Raw genomic sequence first — 21028 nt, forward strand, 5'->3', positions numbered from 1 at the left:
CCCATGGCCAGCATCAAGGCAAAGACTGCTCAAGAAATCCTGATGAACGACTTCCAGACTCTGGTCGCCGACACCGAGCGGCTGCTCGAACACACCGCGTCCCTGGCGGGCGATCAGGCCGATGAGCTGCGTGATCAGATCCACGACAGCCTGCTGCGCGCCCGGGAAACCTTGAAGCTGACCGAAGACACCCTGCGTGATCGCGGCCAGGCAGCGGTCACCGCCACCGAAGATTATGTGTCGGCCAACCCTTGGCAATCAGTGGGTATCGCCGCCGGGGTGGGCTTTCTGATTGGCCTGCTGGCCACTCGGCGCTGATCATGTCGATCGGCGAATCCGGCCTGGGGTCGGGCACTACTTCCTCCTCGCGGCGTCTGGGCGCCGCTGTTCTCGGCTTGCTGCACAGCCATGTCGAATTGTTCGGCATCGAATTGCAGGAGCAGAAAGCACGTACCGTTAGCCTGTTGCTGTTCGCAGGCCTGGCGCTGGTGTTTGCCTTGCTGTTGCTGGTGGGTCTGTCGACGCTGGTGCTGATCGTGTTCTGGGATACCTATCGCCTGGCAGCGATCATCGGCCTGTGCGTGTTCTACACCCTGGCGGCCGCTTTCTGCGGGCTGCGTCTCAAGGCAGCAGTCTTCGATGAATCCTCGCCCTTCCACGGCACGCTGGAAGAATTGGCCAATGATCGGGAGCGCCTGCTGCCATGAGCCTGCCTGAACTGCCACACAACAGCTCGCGCCGGGAAATGCGCAAGGCGCTGATCCGCCTGCGCATGGAAATGCATCGTCAGGAAATCCGCCACGAAGCCGGGCAAGTGCTGCAGCCCTTGCAGCGCATGCGCGGCATGACGCAAAACCTGCAAGGCGGCTTCGGCATCAAGCACGCGCCGCTTTGGGGCGTGGCCGCCGTCACCCTGCTGGGCTTCATCACCGGCAAAGGCGCAAAAAGCGGCGGTGTTGGCGGGCTGACCCGGCTGATACGGCTGGGCACCAGCCTCGGGCCATTGATCAAACTGGTCATGCAGAGTTCGGGCAAACGCTAAGCCGATGCATCTGGCTACATTCTTGCAATATCCGCGGGATGAACCTCTTTACCCGGAGGTTCAATCCCGCGCGCCTACCCGGTCGGCGGGGTTCATCCAGAACAAGAACGACTAAGGAGGCCCCGTGATCGACGGGCAACCGCTCGCCTGCTTTCAACCTTTCATCGATACCGCCACCGGACGTATTGCAGGCGTCGAAGCATTGGGTCGCCTGCGCCAGCCTGACGGCCAACTGGCCTCGGTCGGGCCGTTGTTTGCCGACCCACGCACACCCGCGATCGCCCTGCGCCGGCTCGACCGGCAGATCCGCGACAACGCCCTGAGCCGACTGCATGAAGCCCCCGCCGAGTGGTTTCTCAGCCTGAACATGTCGCCGCGCTGGATCAGTCGCCTGCGCGCCGATCAACCGCTGCCCAGCCTCAAGCAGATGCTGCGCCACGGCGTCGATCCGCAACGCATCGTGTTCGAGATCACTGAACTGGGCGGCAATGGTCAGCGCCTGGCCGAAGTGGTCGCGCGCTATCGCGAGGCCGGAGCGCGGATCGCTATCGATGACTTCGGCGCCGGTTACTCGCAGCTCGATCGGGTGCTGGCGTTGCAGCCGGACATTCTCAAACTCGACATGCGCCTGTTTCAGGCTGCCGCACTGGGCGGGCCGAGCAGCGATGTGGTCAAGGCACTGGCGCAAATGGCCGAGAAGACTGGCTGCTGGATCATCGCCGAAGGCGTGGAAACCGAGGCCCAGCTCAATTTCGCCCTGGAATGCGGCTCGCGCTACGTTCAGGGTTTCCTGTTCGCCCGGGCGCAGGAGGCGTTTTATCCGACCGACGCCTTCGTGCAGCGCTTCGCCGAACTGCGCCAGCGTTACGTGCGGCAGAAACTGGCCGAACGCGGGCGCCTGATGCAGATGCGCCAGCAACTCGGCGAACTGATGGCGATCCTCCAGAGCTGGGCTCAGGCCCACGCGCCGCTGAGTGCGCTGCCGCAACTGGAAGCCTTCCCGTGGTTGCTGCGGTTCTACCAATGCGACCGTCACGGCACCCAACTCACGCCCAACCTCGAATGGCGCAACAACGGCTGGGTCGCCGATAACCGCTATCTGGGCCACAACTGGTCATGGCGTCCGTACTTCTATCATTTGCTCGCCGAAGGCTGGGAAGAGCGGCGCCTGACCCTGTCCAGCACCTACCGCGATGCCACCAGCAACCAGTATTGCCTGACCGCCGGGCAGTTCTTCGATAACGGCGAGCGCCTGCTGCTGATCGATATTGATGCCGCGGGCTTGTAGTTCCGCTTGCAGGTGTGTGGCTGAACCGGGAAGCTAGGGCAACAGTCATCCCAGTCACCGACGGAGAGAACCAGCCTTGGATTGGCAGACCCTGCTCAACCGCGAACGCCTTGGAAAACCGCTGCACAGCCCGCAAGAGCTTGGCCGCAGCCCGTTCCACAAAGACCACGACCGCATCATCTTCTCCGGTGCCTTCCGCCGTCTGGGCCGCAAGACCCAGGTGCATCCGGTGTCGAGTAACGACCACATCCACACCCGGCTGACCCACTCGCTGGAAGTCAGCTGCGTCGGGCGCTCGCTGGGCATGCGCGTCGGTGAAACCTTGCGCAGCGCCCTGCCCGACTGGTGCGACCCGAGCGACCTGGGCATGGTCGTGCAATCGGCCTGCCTGGCCCATGACATCGGCAATCCGCCGTTCGGCCACTCCGGTGAAGACGCGATTCGTCACTGGTTCCAGCAGGCAGCCGGGCGCGGCTGGCTCGACGGCATGAGCGAAGCCGAGCGCGGTGACTTCCTCAATTTCGAAGGCAACGCGCAAGGCTTCCGGGTGCTGACTCAGCTGGAGTATCACCAGTTCGACGGCGGTACCCGCCTCACCTACGCCACCCTCGGCACCTATCTGAAGTATCCGTGGACCGCACGTCACGCCGACTCGCTGGGCTACAAGAAACACAAATTCGGCTGCTATCAGAGCGAACTGCCGCTGCTCGAGCAGATCGCCCACAAGCTCGGTCTGCCGCAACTGGAAGACCAGCGCTGGGCGCGCCACCCATTGGTGTACCTGATGGAGGCTGCCGACGACATCTGCTACGCGCTGATCGACCTCGAAGACGGCCTGGAAATGGAGCTGCTGGAGTACGCGGAAGTCGAATCGCTGCTGCTCGGTCTGGTGGGAGACGATCTGCCGGAAACCTATCGCCAGCTCGGCCCGCAGGATTCGCGTCGACGCAAACTGGCGATCCTGCGCGGCAAGGCCATCGAGCACCTGACCAACGCCGCTGCCCGGGCATTCGTCGAGCAACAGGATGCGCTGCTGGCCGGCACCCTGCACGGCGACCTGGTGGAACACATGCACGGCCCGGCCAAACGCTGCGTACTCAACGCCAAGGACATCGCCCGCAAGAAAATCTTCCAGGACAAGCGCAAGACGCTGCATGAAATCGGCGCCTACACCACCCTGGAAATCCTCCTCAACGCGTTCTGCGGCGCGGCCCTGGAGCAACATGGCGGCCGCACGCCGTCGTTCAAGAGCCGCCGGATCCTCGATCTGCTGGGCAACAATGCGCCGGATCCCCATGGCCCGCTGCACACCTCGTTCCTGCGCATGATCGACTTCATCGCCGGGATGACCGACAGCTACGCCAGTGACATGGCGCTGGAAATGACCGGGCGTTCCAGCCACTGACAGAAAAAAAATGCTCAACCGGGTCAGGCAACTGCCCGGATGAGCGATGCCTCGATTGAACCGGTTCTGTGGTCTCAGGCAAACGGATCGACTGAAAGGTAAATCCGTTTAACAGCCAACTACGCAAACAAAACCTTGTTTATTCAAGGTTCGACAAGCAACTTAAAACATTCAGATAAACAAATCAGCACAACACTTCCTTACGCGACACAGAGTTTGGTCGTAGTCGGTTTCCTTTTAGTGCGTAGGACTTATCCTATATTGCCGCAACGGCCACGGGAGTTCATGCGGCAGCTCATTTATCTGAGCTAAGGTGCGCCCTTTATTCGCGCACGTATGGGATTTGATTATGAACTCCGTTTTTATTGTCGATGATCACCCCGTCATCCGACTTGCCGTTCGAATGCTGCTCGAGCATGAAGGTTACAAGGTCGTCGGCGAAACCGATAACGGGGTCGATGCCATGCAAATGGTCCGCGAATGCATGCCCGACCTGATCATCCTTGATATCAGCATACCCAAACTCGACGGCCTGGAAGTTCTCGCCCGTTTCAACGCCATGGGCACCCCGCTCAAAACCCTGGTACTGACGGCGCAATGCCCGACGCTGTTCGGCATTCGCTGCATGCAGTCCGGTGCATCCGGTTATGTCTGCAAAGAGGAAGACTTGAGTGAACTGGTCAGTGCGATCAAGGCGGTACTTTCCGGTTACAACTATTTCCCCAGCCAGGCATTGAATCCGGTACGCCTCGACGACGTGCGTTATGCCGAACTGGAGTTATTCAAATCCGTCAACGACCGCGAGCTGATGGTCCTGCAATTATTTGCCCAGGGACGCACCAACAAGGAAATAGCCAAGGGCATGTTTCTCAGTAACAAGACAGTCAGTACCTACAAAAAACGCCTGATGCAAAAACTCAAGGCCAGATCTCTGGTGGAACTGATCGAGATGGCCAAACGCAACGCGCTAGTGTGAGAGCCTGAATGCCCAGTCGTTTAAAGATCTGTCTCGCCCTATGTTGCGTCAGCCTGTGCCTGACGACTCAGGTGCATGCCAGCTTCGTCACCGCGCAAGATTATGTGCTGCGCAGCCGCTCGGGCCACGAAGCGCCATCCGTGTCCCTTGAACCCGCGCAACGGCAATGGCTGGAGAGTCGCCGCGAACTGGTACTGGGCACTTCCGCGCCGGACTATCCGCCGTTCGACATGACCGCCAGCGGTCGTGATTACGAAGGTTTTACCGCCGACTACGCCGGTCTGCTCGAACAGGCTGTCGGGTTGCCAATCCGGGTCCAGCGCTTTGCCTCACGGGAAGCCGCCTTGCAGGCGTTGATTGCAGGTCAGGTCGACATGCTCGGTACGGCCAACGGTTTCGAGGCCAGTAACGTAAATATCCTGCTTTCAACGCCCTACGCCATCGATCAGCCGGTTCTGGTTACCCGCGAAGGCGAGACCCGCCCGCTGACCGAAGGTCTGGCCGGTCTGCGGCTGAGCATGGTCTATCACTATCTGCCCCAGGATGAGGTCAAGGCGCAGTATCCCAAAGCCATCCTGACGTCCTATCCCTCCTATCAAAACGCAATCAACGCGGTGGCTTTCGATCAGGCTGACGTGTTTCTGGGTGACACCATTTCCACCCACTACATGATCAACAAGGGTTATCTGAACAACATTCGCATGGCCAATTTCGGCAAACAGGAAGCCCATGGTTTCAGCTTCGCCGTTCACGCCGACAACCCGCAACTGCTGGCGATCATCAACACCGTGCTGCAAGCCATACCGGCCAGCGAACGGGACAACATCGCCAAGCGCTGGAGCGCCGGCAGCGACATTCTGCTGACCGACCAGAAGCTGCAATTGACCCACCACGAAGAACAGTGGCTCAAACAGCACCCGGTGCTGCGCGTCGTCGTCAATGAGGCGTTCGCGCCGCTGACATTCTTCGACAGTGACGGCAACCTGCGAGGCATCACCGCTGACCTGCTCGAACTGCTGCGCCTGCGCACCGGCCTGCGCTTCGAGCTGGTCCGCAGCCGCAGTGATGGTGAAATGATCGAGCAGATCAATCAGCATCGGGCGGATCTGATCGCCGCGTTGCTACCCAGCCCCCAACGGGAAAAGACCCTGCAATTCAGCCGTCCCTATCTGGAAAACTCCTTCGTCCTGCTGACGCGCAAATCCGCTGACAGCCCGACACATCCCACCCAGCTCAAGAACCGATACCTGGCGATTGCCCAAGGCAGTCCCATGGCTGATTACCTGCGCCGCGAATTCCCCAACATCCACCTGATCGAAACCTCCGACACTTTCGGTGCCGCAACCTTGCTCGCCGAAGGCAAGGCCGATGGCGCCGTCGCCTCGCTGGTGATTGCCAATTATCTGATTTCGTCGCGGATCTTCGAACATCAATTGCAGATCACCACCACCCTGGGCACACGTCAGGCGGCCTTCTCGCTGGCCAGCGCCCGTGACAATGCCGAACTGGGCTCGATCCTCGACAAGGCGCTGCTGAGCATCACACCGGAGGAACTGGGGGTCATCAACAGTCGCTGGCGCGGTTTCTCCAATGCGGCTCAAAGCAACTGGCATCACTACAAGCGCCTGTTTTACCAATTGATCGGCGCGGCCTGCCTGCTGCTGTTGCTGTCGCTGTTGTGGAACGCCTACATGCGTCGCCAGATCAAGCAACGCCAGGCCGCCGAACGGGCACTCAACGATCAGTTCGAATTCATGCGTTCACTGGTCAACGGCACCCCTCACCCGATCTACGTGCGCGACCGCCAGGGTCTGCTGCAAAGCTGCAACGACAGCTACCTCGAAGCCTTCAACGCCAAACGCGAAGACGTGATCGGCAAAAGTGTCATGCAGGGCACCCTGAGCAACGCCTTCGAAGCCCAGGCATACCAGGCGGATTACCAGCGGGTGGTGGCCGAAGGCACGCCTCTGCTGCTCGATCGACCGCTGCACATCGGTGGCCGGCGTTTGACGATCTACCACTGGATCCTGCCGTACCGCGACTCCAGTGGCGATGTGCAAGGGATCATCGGCGGCTGGATCGACATCAGTGAACGTCGCCAGTTGTTCGATGAACTGCGCCGGGCCAAGGAACAGGCGGACAACGCCAACCGCGCCAAAAGTACCTTTCTGGCCACCATGAGCCACGAAATCCGCACGCCGATGAATGCCATTATCGGCATGCTCGAACTGACGCTCAAACGCATGAATGATCAGGCTCCGGATCGCTCCTCCATTGAAACCGCCTACTGCTCGGCCAAGGATCTGCTGGGCCTGATCGGCGACATTCTCGATATCGCGCGGATCGAGTCCGGGCACCTGAGCCTGAGCCCGGAACGGGTCAATCTGGTCGAAACAGTGGCGTCGGTGGTCAGGATCTTCGACGGCCTCGCCCGCCAGAAAAACCTCCTCCTGCCGCTGATCATCAATCCGCCCGGGCTGCAGGTTGACGTGGAACTGGATCCGTTGCGCTTCAAGCAGATCCTGTCGAACCTGATCAGCAATGCCATCAAGTTCACTGAGTCCGGGCAGGTGCGGATCAATCTGGATGTGCTGCCCAACGGGCCGGGCCAATGCTCGCTCGTTCAGTTGACGATCCAGGACACCGGGGTCGGCATCAGCATCGAAGATCAACAACGCCTGTTCGAGCCGTTCGCCCAGACCGAGAGTGGCCGGCAGCAAGCTCGCAGCGGCGCAGGCCTGGGGCTGGTGATCTGTCGCAACCTGTGTGAAATGATGGGTGGGCAGCTGCAGTTGAGCAGCCAGCCGGGGATCGGCACCCAGGTCTGCCTGTCGCTGCCGCTGCAGACGCTGCCGTGCCAGGTGACCACGGCAAAAACCGAGCCTGTGCTGCAAACCTCTGCACCACTGAACATTCTGGTGGTCGACGATCATCCGGCCAATCGCCTGCTGATGTGCCAGCAACTGGAGTTCCTCGGGCACCGATTCACCCTCGCCGAAGAGGGTCGGAGTGGATTCGAGAAATGGCAGACCGGTGCATTCGACCTGGTTATCGCTGACTGCAACATGCCGTTGATGAACGGCTACGAACTGACCGAGGCGATCCGCCAACAGGAACAACGCACTGGCCGCCCTCCGTGTACCGTGCTGGGTTTCACGGCCAACGCGCAGCCTGAAGAAGTACAGCGCTGCAAACAGGCCGGCATGAATGACTGTCTGTTCAAACCGTTGAGCCTCAGCGCACTGAGCCACTGGATCAATGGTCTGCAGCCCGCGACGCTTGAACCGGCGTTCAATCTTGACGGGTTGAGTCAGTTGACTGGCGGCAACCCGCTGCAAGTCCGGCGTCTGCTCACGCAATTGCTCAAGAGCAGCCGTCTCGATCGCGAGGAATTATTAGCCCTGGCCCCCTGCAATGATCGTCAGGCAGTGGCGCTGGTCGCCCACAAGATCAAAGGCGCCGCCCGGATCGCCCAGGCCTCGCGTCTGATCGCCTGTTGCGATGCGCTGGAACAGGCCTGCATGCAGACAACGCCCGCACCGACCATCGTGCGCTGCGTCGAGGCCACCGACGCAGCCATGCTCGAACTGGAGCAGGCGTTGCGGCAACAACTGGAACCGTTCGAAGAAAGCACAATGACCGAGCCTTAACTATGCTTGGACGCTGAGCAGTGTGTTTACTTCAATGGAGAGTCAGCAATGCCCAGCCCACTGCGCCCGGATCAACGCCGGTTCCCGTTGCACGTGCACATCAGCGTCATGTTCACCTTTCTGCTGTTGCTCACAGGCGTGGTGCTGGGGCTGTTCAATTATCGCCAGACCACCCGAATCATCCTGTCGAGCAGTGAAAACCTGTTCAATCGCATCGAACAGGATGTGCGCCTGGACCTGCATTCAACCTACGAACCGATCCGGCACCTGCTGAGCCTGCTGGCCGACAATCAGGCGGCCGAGGCGCCGAACCTGCAACAGCGTCTGGCGCTGCTCAAGCCGTTCAGTCAGTCGCTCAAGGACAACACCGATCTCGCCTCGCTGTATCTGGGGTACGGCAACGGCGATTTCTTCATGGTCCGGCCCTTGCGCACCAGCGCGCTGAAAACCCTGCTCAAGGCACCACCAACAGCGGCCTATCAGGTCTGGAGCATCGAGCACGACGCCAGCGGCACCGTATTGTCGCAGTCACTGTTCTTCGACCAGACGCTGACGCCTGTCGGACGCGACACCAATCCCGACGACCGCTACGACCCGCGTACCCGCAACTGGTACAACAACGCCCTGCAACAGGGCGATCAGATCACCACCGAACCCTATGTATTTTTTTCCACGCACAATGTGGGCACCACCCTGGCTCGACGCAGCAGCGCAACCAGTGTGATCGGTGCCGATCTGACTTTGGAGGCACTCTCGGCCACCTTGACCAAGCATGTGGTCACCCCCTCGACCGAAATCGTGCTGTTCGATGCCGATGGCAATGCGGTGGCCTATCCGGACAGCAGCCGGCTGATCGTCGACGGCAGCAGCGCACGCCTGGCCAAAGCGGCCGACCTCAGTCCGAATCTGCACGCGTTGCTGTCCACCGCCCATCCGGGCAAACGGCTCGACGTCAATGGCCGCCACTGGATCGTCGCCCGCCGCACCCTGCAGGAAGGCGGGCCGAAAGGTTTGCAGATGGCCCTGCTGGTGCCCGAGGACGAACTTCTTGCCGACGCCTACCGCATGCGCTGGCAAGGCGCGCTGATCACCTTGGCGATTTTGCTGCTGTGCCTGCCGCTGGGCTGGCTGATCTCGCGGATTCTGGTCAAACCGTTGCACGCGCTGGTCAAGGAAGCCGACGCGATCCGCAGTTTCGATTTCAACTTTCCGGTCACCCGCCGCTCGCCGGTGCTGGAGGTTGACCAATTAAGCCTGTCGATGGCGCGCATGAAGGACACGCTCGCCAGTTTTTTCCGCATCACCGACAGCCTCTGCGCCGAAACCCGCTTCGCCCCGCTGCTGCAACGGGTGCTGTTCGAAACGGTGCAGATCGCCCAGGCCCAGGCAGGCTTGATCTATCTGCGCGAAAGCGATGGCAACCGGATGGAGCCTTACGGACTGGTTATTGACGGCGCTTCGCACGAGCCGGGCGAGTTCGCTGTGCTGGGCCGGGATCTCCTGGCCGATCAAGGGCCGGCGTGGTTCCAGCAACTGATCAACGCTGACAACGTGGTCAGCAGCCTTGGCTTCGAGCAGGCCGGGGACTTGCAGAAAGTCCTGTTGGCCATGCAGTCGCCGCGCATCCACCTGATCGGCATCCGCCTGCGTAATCGGCACAACGAAACCATCGGCCTGTTGCTTCTGCTGATCAACGACAGCGGCAGCGCTCAGGACCTGGAAAAACTGCGCCCGGACCGCATCGCCTTCCTGCAAGCCGTGTCTGGTGCGGCGGCGGTGAGTATCGAAAGTCAGCGCCTGCAAGCGAAGCAGAAGCAGTTGCTCGACGCGTTCATTCAGTTGCTGGCCGGCGCCATCGACGCCAAGAGCCCCTACACCGGCGGCCACTGCCAGCGCGTGCCGGAACTGACCCTGATGCTCGCGCAGGCCGCGGCCGCCAGCCAGGCGCCGGCGTTCCAGAGCTATCAGCCCAGTGAAGACGAATGGGAAGCCCTGCACATTGCGGCCTGGCTGCACGATTGCGGCAAAGTCACGACACCAGAATATGTCGTCGACAAGGCAACCAAACTGGAAACCCTCAACGATCGCATCCACGAAATCCGCACCCGTTTCGAGGTGCTCAAGCGCGATGCCTGGATCGGCTACTGGCAGGCACTGGCGCTGGGCGGCAACGCGGCGCAACTGAGCGAACTGCGTGACGCCACGCTGACGCAACTGGATGACGACTTTGCCTTTGTTGCCCGCTGCAATCTGGGCGGTGAGGCCATGGCGCCCGCCGATCTGCAACGTCTTGAACGCATTGCCGAGCGGCGCTGGACGCGCACCCTCGATGATCGCCTGGGGGTGTCATGGGAGGAAAACCGCCGTCAGGCGCAAACGCCGGCGGCGAATCTGCCGGTCAGCGAGCCACTGCTGGCGGACAAGCCCGAACACCTGATAGAACGCGCCGACAGCGAACTGATACCGGAAGACAATCCGTGGGGGTTCAAACTGGATGTGCCGCGTTACAAATACAATCGCGGCGAACTGTACAACCTGAGCATTGCCCGGGGCACGCTGACCCGCGAAGAGCGCTACATCATCAATCACCACATGGTGCAGACGATCCTGATGCTCAGCCACCTGCCCTTCCCCGGGCACCTGGACAGCGTTGCGGAAATTGCCGGTGGGCATCACGAAAAGATGGACGGCAGCGGTTATCCCAAACGCCTGAAGCGCGAGGACATGAGCCTGCCGGCACGGATGATGGCGATTGCCGATATTTTCGAGGCACTGACAGCGGCGGATCGACCGTACAAGAAGGCCAAATCCTTGAACGAGGCGCTGGGGATCATGGCCACCATGTCCCGCGAGGCGCACATCGACCCCGAGCTGTTTGCGCTGTTCATCAACGACGGGGTGTATATGCAGTACGCCGCGCGGTTTCTCGATCCGCGCCAGATCGATGCGGTGGACCCGGCCAGCCTGTTGCGCAAGGCTGGCCTGAGTGCCTGATCAGCAGTCGGTCAGACGCAGGAAGATCGCCGCCAGTTGCTCGATTCCGGACTGATCGGCGGTGCCGAAACGTGCAAGTTTCGGGCTGTCGAGATCAAGTACGCCGATCAGCCGACCGTCCTTGACCAGCGGCACTACCAGCTCGCTGTTGGAGGCGCTGTCGCAAGCGATATGACCGGGGAACGCATGCACGTCTTCAACGCGCTGGGTCTGTCGACTGGCCGCTGCCGCGCCACATACACCGCGACCGAAGGGAATGCGCACGCAGGCGATCTGCCCCTGAAACGGGCCGAGCACCAGTTCTTCGTTGCGATTGAGGTAGAAACCGGCCCAGTTCAAATCGTCGAGCTGGTTGAACAGGAACGCCGAAAACTGCGCGGCGTTAGCGATGAAATCGCGCTCGTCCGCCAGCAGCGATTCCAGTTGTGCGGCCAACATGCCATAGCCTTCGAGGCCCTGGCCGCTTTGTTGCAAATCAATCATGCCTTGTGCTCCAGCAATTTCAGTCCCACCCAGTAACGGGCGAATTGGTACGCGCAACGTCCGTTGCGATTGCCGCGCCCGGTTGCCCAGCGCACGGCGAGGATGTCGAGCTCTTCGTCGCGCTGCCAGCTCAAGCCGGCCTTGGCGGCCAACTGGCCGATCCAGTGCTCGACGACGTTGAGGAAGTGTTCCTGGGTAAACGGATAAAACGACAACCACAGGCCGAAACGGTCGGACAAGGCGATCTTGTCTTCCACCGCCTCACTCGGATGCAGCTCGCCGTCGACGCGTTTCCAGTTTTCGTTGTCGCTTTCCTTTTCCGGCACCAGATGGCGGCGGTTGGAAGTGGCGTACAGCAGAACGTTGTCCGGGGCCTGTTCGAGCGAGCCGTCGAGCACGCTTTTCAGCACGCGATAATCGCCTTCGCCGGATTCGAACGACAGGTCATCGCAGAACAGCACGAAGCGTTGCGGCAGTTTGCCGATCTGCTCGACCACTCGCGGCAGGTCGGCCAGATGGTCGCGCTCGATTTCGATCAAACGCAGGCCGGCCTTGGCGTGTTCGGCCAGCAGCGCGCGCACCAGCGACGATTTACCGGTGCCGCGCGAGCCCCAGAGCAGCGCATGGTTGGCCGGCATGCCGTCGAGAAACTGCTGAGTGTTGCGGCCCAGTTGTTCCAACTGACGATTGACACCGATCAGGTCGGACAGGCGCATGTCGAGGCTGACTTCCAGCGGCAGCAAATAGCCGCTGCGCCCGTCACGCTGCCAGCGCGCGGCCAGGCAGGTTTCCCAGTCGATCAGCGGACGCGGCGCCGGCAGCAAGGGTTCGATCCGCGCCAGAACCGACTCGGCGCGTTCAAGAAAAGCATTCAATCGGGAATCCACGTCTTCTCCTCGGGCACGTTCACAGTGATGATGTCGATCCAGCGACGACAGACAGATCTCAATCCCCGTTCAAGCCTTGTTACAAGGCGCTTCGGGAACCTCGGTATCCATACATGATCGACTATGCTTGAGCAGCGAAGGGAAACGGAAGTGGTTCAACACCCCATGGATATCAAATTCACCCACCGGCTGTCATACAAGCAAGCCAGATTCACGGTGCTGGTCGGGTTCGTTCTGGGCACGCTGCTCAGCCTGCTGCAAATCGGCATCGATTATGCCAGCGAAGACGCCTCCATCAACCGTGAAATCCTGTCTTTGCTGGAAATCAGCCACAATCCGGCGTCGCGAATCGCCTACAACATCGATGCGGAACTGGCGCAGGAACTGACCCTGGGCCTGTTGCGTTCGCCGGCGATCATCTCGGCGCAACTGACCGACAACAACGGCAACGTCCTGGCCAACGTCAAGCGCCCGGAGCTGCAAAGCGGTTACCGGGTGATCAGCGACTTTCTGTTCGGTGCCAAGCGCCAGTTCGAAGACCGCCTGTACCTCGATCACCTGCCCGAGGAATCACTGGGCACGCTGAGCCTGGAGGTCGATACCTACGCGTTCGGCAGCCGGTTTCTGCGCCGCGCCGAAGTCACCCTGCTCAACGGCTTTGCCCGCAGCCTGATTCTCACCGGGATCCTGTTGGCGCTGTTCTACGTGATGCTGACCAAGCCACTGGTGCGCCTGATCCGGGAACTCAGCGCGCGTGACGCACGCAGCGCAGAACCGACGACCCTGGAATGTCCGGCCGGCCACGCCAATGACGAGATCGGCGTACTGGTCAAAGTCGCCAACCAGCAGTTCGACAATATCGCCACGGAAATCCAGCAACGGCGCAACGCGGAAAACCGCCTCACCGATTACCTCGGGCAACTGGAGCACATCGTCTCGGCCCGCACTGCCGAGCTCAAGGCCATCAACACCCGGCTCAGCCAGTCCAACGAAGAACTGGAAGTCGCTCGCAGCACTGCACTGGACATGGCCGAAGCGCGCTCGGCATTTCTCGCCAACATGAGCCACGAGATTCGCACCCCGCTCAATGGCCTGCTGGGGATGATCGCCTTGTCCCTCGATGGGCCGCTGAATGCCGAGCAGCAACAGCAACTGTCGATTGCCCATGACTCGGGCAAGGTGCTGGTCGAGCTGCTCAACGATATTCTCGACCTGTCCAAGTTCGATGCGGGGCAACTGGAGCTCGAACACATCCCGTTCGACCTCGGCTCACTGATCGAAGACACCGCCAACCTGCTGTCGCAGAACGCTGCGCCGAGCGTCGAGCTGACCTGCCTGATCGACCCGCACTTCCCCGCGCTGGTGCTGGGGGATCCGACCCGGGTACGGCAAATCGTCAGCAACCTGCTGTCCAATGCCCTGAAGTTCACCCGCTTCGGCCGGGTCGATGTGCGCCTGTCCGCCCACAAGGACGGGGTGCGCATCGAAGTCTGCGACACCGGCATCGGCATCGCTCAGGATGCCCAGGTGAAAATCTTCCAGCCGTTCACCCAGGCCGGTGCCGGCATCACCCGGCAGTACGGCGGCACCGGTCTCGGTCTGGCGTTGACCTACAACCTGTGCGAGGCCATGCAAGGCCGATTGACCATCAGTTCCGAGGCCGGTTTCGGCAGTCAGTTCTGTGCCGACCTGCCACTGCTGTGTCACACCCGGGCGGTCATGCCGCCGCCACTGCACGGCAAGGTACTGGCGATCACGGCCGCCAGCAGCGGGCTGGCGGAACTGCTCAAGACATTGTTGCCGGTGTGGGGCGTGAGCTATGAGCAGCGCACCATGGATGACCCGTTGCTGGGCCTGTCACCCGATCTGCTGATCACCGATTGCCCGGAATGCCTGTTCAGTCTGCGCCCGACCATCAGCGCACCGATCCTCGTCGTAACCGCTTATGGCAGTTTCATGCCCGGCGAAGAAGCCGCCGCGCTGGCGCCATTGCAGCAACAAGCCCGACCGCTGGCACGCAACGCGCTGTACCAGATCCTGCGGCGCATTCTGCTGGCCGATGTCACCACGAGCAACGATGCGCGCCTCGAGAGCCAGCCGGTCCGGCGGCGCGGAAAGGTGCTGCTGGTGGAGGACAATCCGGTCAATCAACTGGTGGCCAAAGGCATGCTCGGCAAGCTCGGTTGCGACGTGGTGGTCGCCGCCCACGGTGCCGAGGCGCTGGATCAACTGGAGCACGATGAGTTCGATCTGGTGCTGATGGACTGCAACATGCCGGTGATGGACGGCTACGAAGCGAGCCGGCAGATCCGCCAGAGCGGGCGCTGGCCGCATTTGCCGATCGTCGCGCTGACCGCCAACGCCATGTCCGAGGAACGCGAGCGCTGCCGCGCCGCCGGCATGAGTGATTACCTGGCCAAGCCGTTCCGCCGCGAAGAGCTGGCGGCCCTGCTCGACCAGTGGATGCCGGCTACGTCAGCGCTTTGATCTGCCCCAGCAGATGATCGAGGCCGTTGCGCAAATCGTTGAGCCGATCAAGATCCACCCCGCTGTCACACAACAACCGGGCCTTGAGCGGCCCGACCTGCTCGCGCAGCGCCTGGCCTTGCGCGGTCAGGCTCAGATGCACTTCACGCTCGTCGCGCGCCGAACGCTGGCGTTGCACCCACTGCAATTGTTCAAGACGCTTGAGCAACGGCGTCAGGGTGCCGGAGTCCAGCGCCAGGCGCTCGCCCAACGCCTTGACCGTCGGTTGCTCCGGTGCGCTGTCCTGCCATTCCCACAGCACCAGCATCGCCAGGTACTGCGGGTAGGTCAGGCCGAGCTGATCGAGCATCGGCTTGTAAGCGCGAATCACCGCCCGGGACGCGGCGTACAACTTGAAGCACAACTGACTGTCGAGCTTCAGCGAATCGTCGGGCAGGCTGTTCATTTGAGCAGGGCTTCGATCTCGCCGCTGATGTCCTGCGGCTTGGTGGTCGGGGCGAAACGCTTGACCAGTTGCCCATCCTTGCCGATCAGGAACTTGGTGAAGTTCCACTTGATGCCCTCGGAGCCGAGCAAACCCGGAGCGCGCTTTTTCAACTGCACGAACAGCGGATGCGCATCAGACCCGTTGACGTCGATCTTCTTGAACAGCGGGAAGCTCACGCCGTAATTCAGCTCACAGAACTCGCTGATCGCACCTTCGTTACCCGGCTCCTGCTTGCCGAACTGATTGCACGGGAATCCCAATACCACCAGGCCCTGATCCTTGTAGGTCTGCCACAGCTCTTCCAGGCCTTTGTATTGCGGGGTGAAGCCGCATTTGCTGGCGGTGTTGACCACCAGAACGGCTTTGCCGGCGAAATCGGCCAAGGTCTTTTGCTCACCCTTGATGGTAGTGACAGGGATATTCAGCAGGTTATCGCTCATGGGTCAGCTCCGCGGGTTATCGGGAAAGGCCAAACATAGCGAGCAATTAAATTGTGCGCAATTTAATTATCCGAAAGGCGACCCGCAGGTCGCCTGTCCGCTTACTCGCGCGGCTCGAGATTCAGGCACACCGAGTTGATGCAATAACGCAAGCCGGTCGGTGGCGGGCCATCGGGGAACACGTGGCCCAGATGCGCGTCGCAGCGGGCGCATTTGACCTCGGTGCGGATCATGCCGTGGCTGGTATCGCGAATCTCGGTCATGGCGCTTTTGCCGATCGGCGCGTAAAAGCTTGGCCAGCCGCAGCCGGAATCGAATTTGGTCTTGGAGTCAAACAGCGGCTCATTGCAGCAGACGCAGTGATAGACACCGTCGGTTTTGGTGTCGTTGTATTTGCCGGAAAACGGCCGTTCGGTCGCACTGAGACGGCACACGTTGTACTGCTCGGGGTCGAGCATCGCCCGCCATTCTTCCAGGGTTTTTTCCAACTTTTCCATCATCACACCTCAGCGGCTGAAAAAGCCCGATCTGTACCTTTTCCACGGATCGGGTGGCACGTATGATTGCGCCTCGTCACACGCCAGTCTGGCAGCCAGACCGGGCGCATTCAAACGGATTCTCGGCGCCATGGCGCAAGACTCCGCCTGTGCGAAGACGCAGGAATCCCAGTACGGTTGGCCATCCGCCGTCTGGATCGTTCATTTTCGGGATCACATCGCCATGCAGTTCAGCAAATCGAACAAGCTCGCCAACGTCTGCTACGACATTCGCGGCCCGGTGCTCAAGCACGCCAAACGTCTGGAGGAGGAAGGCCAGCGCATCCTCAAGCTGAACATCGGCAACCCGGCGCCGTTTGGTTTCGAAGCGCCGGACGAAATTCTTCAGGATGTGATCCGCAACCTGCCGACCGCCCAAGGCTACAGCGACTCCAAAGGCCTGTTCAGTGCCCGTAAAGCGGTGATGCAGTACTACCAGCAAAAAAATGTCGAAGGTGTCGGCATCGAAGACATCTACCTGGGCAACGGCGTGTCCGAGCTGATCGTGATGTCGTTGCAGGCGCTGCTCAACAACGGTGACGAAGTGCTGGTGCCGGCACCGGACTACCCGCTGTGGACCGCCGCCGTGAGCCTGGCCGGCGGTAACGCCGTGCACTATCTGTGCGACGAGGGCGCCGACTGGTTCCCTGACCTGGCCGACATCAAGGCCAAGATCACCCCGAACACCAAGGCCATGGTGATCATCAACCCGAACAACCCGACCGGCGCGGTGTATTCGAAGGAAGTGCTGCTGGGCATGCTGGAAATCGCCCGCGCGCACAACCTGGTGGTGTTTTCCGACGAGATCTACGACAAGATCCTTTACGACGACGCCGTGCACATCTGCACCGCTTCGCTGGCGCCTGACCTGCTGTGCCTGACCTTCAACGGTCTGTCAAAATCCTACCGCGTGGCGGGTTTCCGCTCCGGCTGGATCGCCATCTCCGGGCCGAAACACAATGCCCAGAGCTACATCGAAGGCATCGACATGCTGGCCAACATGCGCCTGTGTGCCAACGTCCCGAGTCAGCATGCGATTCAGACCGCCCTCGGCGGCTATCAGAGCATCAATGACCTGGTACTGCCGCAGGGCCGCCTGCTGGAGCAGCGCAACCGCACCTGGGAATTGCTCAACGACATTCCGGGCGTCAGCTGCGTCAAGCCGATGGGCGCGCTGTATGCGTTCCCGCGGATCGACCCGAAAGTCTGCCCGATCCACAACGACGAAAAATTCGTCCTCGACCTGCTGCTCTCCGAGAAGCTGCTGGTGGTGCAAGGCACGGCCTTCAACTGGCCGTGGCCGGATCACTTCCGCGTGGTGACCCTGCCCCGCGTCGACGATCTGGAAATGGCCATCGGCCGCATCGGCAACTTCCTCAAGTCCTACCGCCAGTAACCGGTCAACGGTGCGCAACGGCCCGAACGTTGCGCACTGTCTGATTCAGCAACACTTCTGCTCTCCCCGCCTCGCTGCGCCTTCTACACTTGCGATTCATATGGCCCACCCGCCTCTGGCGCAGTGGCGGCGGGTAGCGGCCGGCTGTAATCCCTTTCGGTTTTGGCCGTGGGCAATGACCTGCAGACTCGGGAATCCGCTGTAGGACACAGTTTGAAATAGTCACTCGGTTGAATCACCCGGTGCCGCACCTTATATACCCCGCAGTACGCTACATCTTTAGCTTGAGGAGATTTCTACAACCATGATGCGCATCCTGCTGTTTTTGGCCACTAACCTGGCGGTCGTGCTGATAGCCAGCATCACCCTGAGCCTGTTCGGCTTCAACGGGTTCATGGCGGCCAACGGGGTTGATCTCAACCTCAGTCAGCTGCTGGTTTTCTGTGCGGTCTTTGGTTTCGCCGGTTCGCTGTTCTCGCTGTTCATCTCCAAGTGGATGGCGAAGATGAGCACCAGCACCCAGATCATCAGCCAGCCACGTACCCGGCATGAGCAATGGCTGCTGCAAACCGTCGAGCAACTGTCCCGCGAAGCCGGGATCAAGATGCCCGAAGTCGGTATTTTCCCGGCCTACGAAGCAAACGCCTTCGCCACCGGCTGGAACAAGAACGACGCGCTGGTCGCGGTCAGTCAGGGCCTGCTCGAACGTTTTTCGCCAGATGAAGTGAAAGCCGTTCTGGCCCACGAAATCGGTCACGTGGCCAACGGTGACATGGTCACCCTGGCACTGATCCAGGGCGTGGTGAACACCTTCGTGATGTTCTTCGCGCGGATCATCGGCAACTTCGTCGACAAGGTGATTTTCAAGAACGAAGAAGGCCAGGGCATCGCCTACTACGTGGCGACGATCTTCGCCGAGCTGGTTCTGGGCATTCTCGCCAGCGCCATCGTCATGTGGTTCTCGCGCAAACGCGAATTCCGTGCCGATGAAGCCGGCGCACGTCTGGCCGGTACCAATGCGATGATCGGTGCATTGCAACGCCTGCGCGCCGAACAGGGCCTGCCGGTGCACATGCCGGACACCCTCAACGCATTCGGCATCAACGGTGGCATCAAACAAGGCTTTGCCCGCATGTTCATGAGCCACCCGCCGCTGGAAGAGCGTATCGACGCGCTGCGTCGTCGCGGTTGATCGGTTTGGCGCAGTAACGAAAAGGCCCGCAGTGATGCGGGCCTTTTTTGTGCGCGGGATTATGGGTTGCCTGTTCTGGCCTCATCGCTGGCAAGCCAGCTCCCACAGTGATCCGTGTTGAATCAGAAATCCAGAGAACACCACAAAACCCTGTGGGAGCTGGCTTGCCAGCGATGAGGCCGGCCCTACCAATAAAAACCTATCGGCCAGAAACCCGATAAGCCCGCTCCTCTAACCGCGTCACCCCCGCCTGCAGGAACCTGACACTCTCCGCCAGCACATCCTGCTCCTCAAGCACCTGCACCTGCCAGACTTCGCTCAGCAAGCGCTGCACCTCATCATCCCCCACCGCAAACGGTGGCCCGGACATCTGCGCCTGATCGTAATCCAGGGTAATCAACAACCCTTGCACACTGTGCGGCAGGATCTGCTGCAAATGCGCCGCATAGCGCTCACGCATCTGAGCCGGCAAGGCAATCAGCGCTGCCCGGTCGTACAACGCCGCGCAATCCGCTACATCGTCGGCTGTCAGCGCAAAGAAATCACCGCACCACAACTCGATGGAATCGGCGCGATAGACCTTGAACGGCCCCTTGGCACTGACCTGCGGCGTTACCTGATGCTCACTGAAAAAATCCTCGACGGCCTTCAGCGACAGCTCGACTCCGAGCACCTGATGCCCGCGCCCGGCCAGCCACAGCAGATCCAGGCTTTTCCCGCACAGCGGCACCAGCACCCGGGTCTGGGCCGGGATCGCCAGTTGCGGCCAGTGCCGCTGCAGATACGGGTTCACCTCAGGCAAATGAAAGCCGATCTGATTGGATTCCCACTTCTTGTGCCAAAACTCAGGCTGCATGCATCACCCCAAAAAATTCGATCAAAAGGCGTTAAAACTTATATTAGATTTAGATCAATGATCTGACTGAAGATGAGGCCATCTTACCGCTCAGGAACCTTTCCATGTTTCCCAGCCTGTTTATCTCCCACGGCTCACCGATGCTGGCACTGGAACCCGGTGCCAGTGGCCCGGCGCTGGCGCGTCTGGCGGCCGAACTGCCGCGGCCTAAAGCCATCGTGATCGTCTCCGCCCACTGGGAAAGCCAGGAACTGCTGGTCAGCAGCAATCCTCGTCCGGAAACCTGGCATGACTTCGGCGGCTTCCCGCGTGCCCTTTTCGAAGTGCAGTACCCGGCACCGGGCGATCCGCAACTGGCAGCCGAAGTGGCTGAACTGCTTGACGCCGCGCATCTGCCGGCACGCCTCGACCCGCAACGCCCGTTCGATCACGGCGTCTGGGTGCCGCTGTCGCTGATGTATCCGCAGGCGGATATTCCGGTGGTGCAGGTGTCGCTGCCGAGTCGCGGCGGCCCGGTGTTGCAAACCCGTGTCGGACAAGCGCTGGCGAGTCTGCGCGAGCAGGGCATTCTGCTGATCGGCTCCGGCAGCATCACCCACAACCTGCGCGAACTGGACTGGCACGCCGGCCCGGAAAGCGTCGAGCCGTGGGCACGGGACTTCCGTGACTGGATGATCGACAAGCTGGCGGCCGACGATGAGGCGGCACTGCACGATTATCGTCAGCAGGCGCCCAATGCGGTGCGCAGCCATCCGAGTGACGAGCATTTGCTGCCGCTGTATTTTGCCCGTGGTACGGGAGGTGAGTTCCGCGTAGCGCATAAAGGCTTCACGATGGGTGCACTGGGTATGGATATCTATCGCTTCGGCTGACGTCATCGCTGGCAAGCCAGCTCCCACAGGGTTGTGG

General features: G+C 60.9%; 18 protein-coding genes. 12 read left to right on the plus strand and 6 right to left on the minus strand.

What is annotated here, in order from left to right; translation table 11 throughout:
* Positions 1–3 precede the first annotated feature (3 nt).
* From AC3WMV_RS12930 to AC3WMV_RS12965, 8 genes are all read left to right on the plus strand, one after another.
* On the plus strand, positions 4–318 hold the full coding sequence (locus AC3WMV_RS12930) for an ElaB/YgaM/YqjD family protein (RefSeq protein ID WP_003226733.1): 315 nt from the start codon (positions 4–6) through the stop codon (positions 316–318).
* A gap of 2 nt (positions 319–320) precedes the next feature.
* The gene (locus AC3WMV_RS12935; protein WP_103368464.1) at positions 321–707 is read left to right on the plus strand and encodes a phage holin family protein; all 387 of its coding nucleotides are present in this window, start codon (positions 321–323) and stop codon (positions 705–707) included.
* Positions 704–1042 carry a hypothetical protein gene (locus AC3WMV_RS12940; protein WP_027613426.1) on the plus strand — a complete coding sequence of 113 codons (339 nt, stop codon included), beginning with the start codon at positions 704–706 and terminating at the stop codon, positions 1040–1042. Before AC3WMV_RS12935 ends, AC3WMV_RS12940 begins: the two co-directional genes overlap by 4 nt.
* A gap of 124 nt (positions 1043–1166) precedes the next feature.
* Positions 1167–2330 carry an EAL domain-containing protein gene (locus AC3WMV_RS12945; RefSeq protein ID WP_096794968.1) on the plus strand — a complete coding sequence of 388 codons (1164 nt, stop codon included), beginning with the start codon at positions 1167–1169 and terminating at the stop codon, positions 2328–2330.
* Positions 2331–2406: 76 nt separating this feature from the next.
* The gene (locus tag AC3WMV_RS12950; protein ID WP_003226741.1) at positions 2407–3735 is read left to right on the plus strand and encodes a deoxyguanosinetriphosphate triphosphohydrolase; all 1329 of its coding nucleotides are present in this window, start codon (positions 2407–2409) and stop codon (positions 3733–3735) included.
* 349 nt (positions 3736–4084) lie between these two features.
* The gene (locus tag AC3WMV_RS12955) at positions 4085–4711 is read left to right on the plus strand and encodes a response regulator transcription factor (protein WP_027613428.1); all 627 of its coding nucleotides are present in this window, start codon (positions 4085–4087) and stop codon (positions 4709–4711) included.
* An 8-nt stretch (positions 4712–4719) separates the two neighbouring features.
* Positions 4720–8361 carry a transporter substrate-binding domain-containing protein gene (locus tag AC3WMV_RS12960; protein ID WP_103368463.1) on the plus strand — a complete coding sequence of 1214 codons (3642 nt, stop codon included), beginning with the start codon at positions 4720–4722 and terminating at the stop codon, positions 8359–8361.
* A 48-nt stretch (positions 8362–8409) separates the two neighbouring features.
* The gene (locus tag AC3WMV_RS12965; RefSeq protein ID WP_103368462.1) at positions 8410–11355 is read left to right on the plus strand and encodes an HD domain-containing phosphohydrolase; all 2946 of its coding nucleotides are present in this window, start codon (positions 8410–8412) and stop codon (positions 11353–11355) included.
* On the opposite strand, the gene AC3WMV_RS12970 is transcribed toward AC3WMV_RS12965, so the two are convergent.
* Positions 11356–11838: a GAF domain-containing protein gene (locus tag AC3WMV_RS12970; protein WP_027613431.1), complete on the minus strand. Its 483-nt coding sequence runs from the start codon at positions 11836–11838 to the stop codon at positions 11356–11358.
* On the minus strand, positions 11835–12725 hold the full coding sequence (locus tag AC3WMV_RS12975) for an ATP-binding protein (protein ID WP_096794965.1): 891 nt from the start codon (positions 12723–12725) through the stop codon (positions 11835–11837). Before AC3WMV_RS12975 ends, AC3WMV_RS12970 begins: the two co-directional genes overlap by 4 nt.
* Before the next feature lie 165 nt (positions 12726–12890).
* On the opposite strand from AC3WMV_RS12975, the gene AC3WMV_RS12980 reads away from it, so the two are divergent.
* Positions 12891–15212 carry a hybrid sensor histidine kinase/response regulator gene (locus AC3WMV_RS12980; protein WP_097088295.1) on the plus strand — a complete coding sequence of 774 codons (2322 nt, stop codon included), beginning with the start codon at positions 12891–12893 and terminating at the stop codon, positions 15210–15212.
* Here AC3WMV_RS12980 and AC3WMV_RS12985 read toward each other — a convergent pair.
* The 3 genes from AC3WMV_RS12985 to msrB form a co-directional block, all read right to left on the minus strand.
* A complete protein-coding gene (locus tag AC3WMV_RS12985) occupies positions 15196–15657 on the minus strand; it encodes a MarR family winged helix-turn-helix transcriptional regulator (protein ID WP_027613434.1) in 462 nt (153 codons plus the stop codon). The genes AC3WMV_RS12980 and AC3WMV_RS12985 overlap by 17 nt on opposite strands.
* On the minus strand, positions 15654–16139 hold the full coding sequence (locus tag AC3WMV_RS12990) for a glutathione peroxidase (RefSeq protein ID WP_027613435.1): 486 nt from the start codon (positions 16137–16139) through the stop codon (positions 15654–15656). Before AC3WMV_RS12990 ends, AC3WMV_RS12985 begins: the two co-directional genes overlap by 4 nt.
* A 101-nt stretch (positions 16140–16240) precedes the next feature.
* Positions 16241–16636, minus strand: coding sequence for a peptide-methionine (R)-S-oxide reductase MsrB (gene msrB / locus AC3WMV_RS12995; RefSeq protein ID WP_103368503.1), 396 nt, complete (start codon positions 16634–16636; stop codon positions 16241–16243).
* A gap of 223 nt (positions 16637–16859) precedes the next feature.
* On the opposite strand from msrB, the gene AC3WMV_RS13000 reads away from it, so the two are divergent.
* Together AC3WMV_RS13000 and htpX are read left to right on the plus strand one after the other, a co-directional pair.
* Entirely contained in the window at positions 16860–18071 is a 1212-nt protein-coding gene (locus AC3WMV_RS13000; protein ID WP_003226761.1) for a pyridoxal phosphate-dependent aminotransferase, read from the plus strand.
* 304 nt (positions 18072–18375) lie between these two features.
* Complete coding sequence (htpX, locus tag AC3WMV_RS13005; RefSeq protein WP_007964827.1) at positions 18376–19263, plus strand: protease HtpX; 888 nt, start codon at positions 18376–18378, stop codon at positions 19261–19263.
* Positions 19264–19462: 199 nt separating this feature from the next.
* On the opposite strand, the gene AC3WMV_RS13010 is transcribed toward htpX, so the two are convergent.
* Complete coding sequence (locus tag AC3WMV_RS13010) at positions 19463–20119, minus strand: thiopurine S-methyltransferase (protein ID WP_103368461.1); 657 nt, start codon at positions 20117–20119, stop codon at positions 19463–19465.
* A gap of 104 nt (positions 20120–20223) precedes the next feature.
* On the opposite strand from AC3WMV_RS13010, the gene AC3WMV_RS13015 reads away from it, so the two are divergent.
* Positions 20224–20991 carry a DODA-type extradiol aromatic ring-opening family dioxygenase gene (locus AC3WMV_RS13015; RefSeq protein WP_103368460.1) on the plus strand — a complete coding sequence of 256 codons (768 nt, stop codon included), beginning with the start codon at positions 20224–20226 and terminating at the stop codon, positions 20989–20991.
* The last annotated feature ends 37 nt before the right edge of the window (positions 20992–21028 follow it).

Source organism: Pseudomonas sp. FW305-3-2-15-E-TSA4 (genome assembly GCF_058787295.1).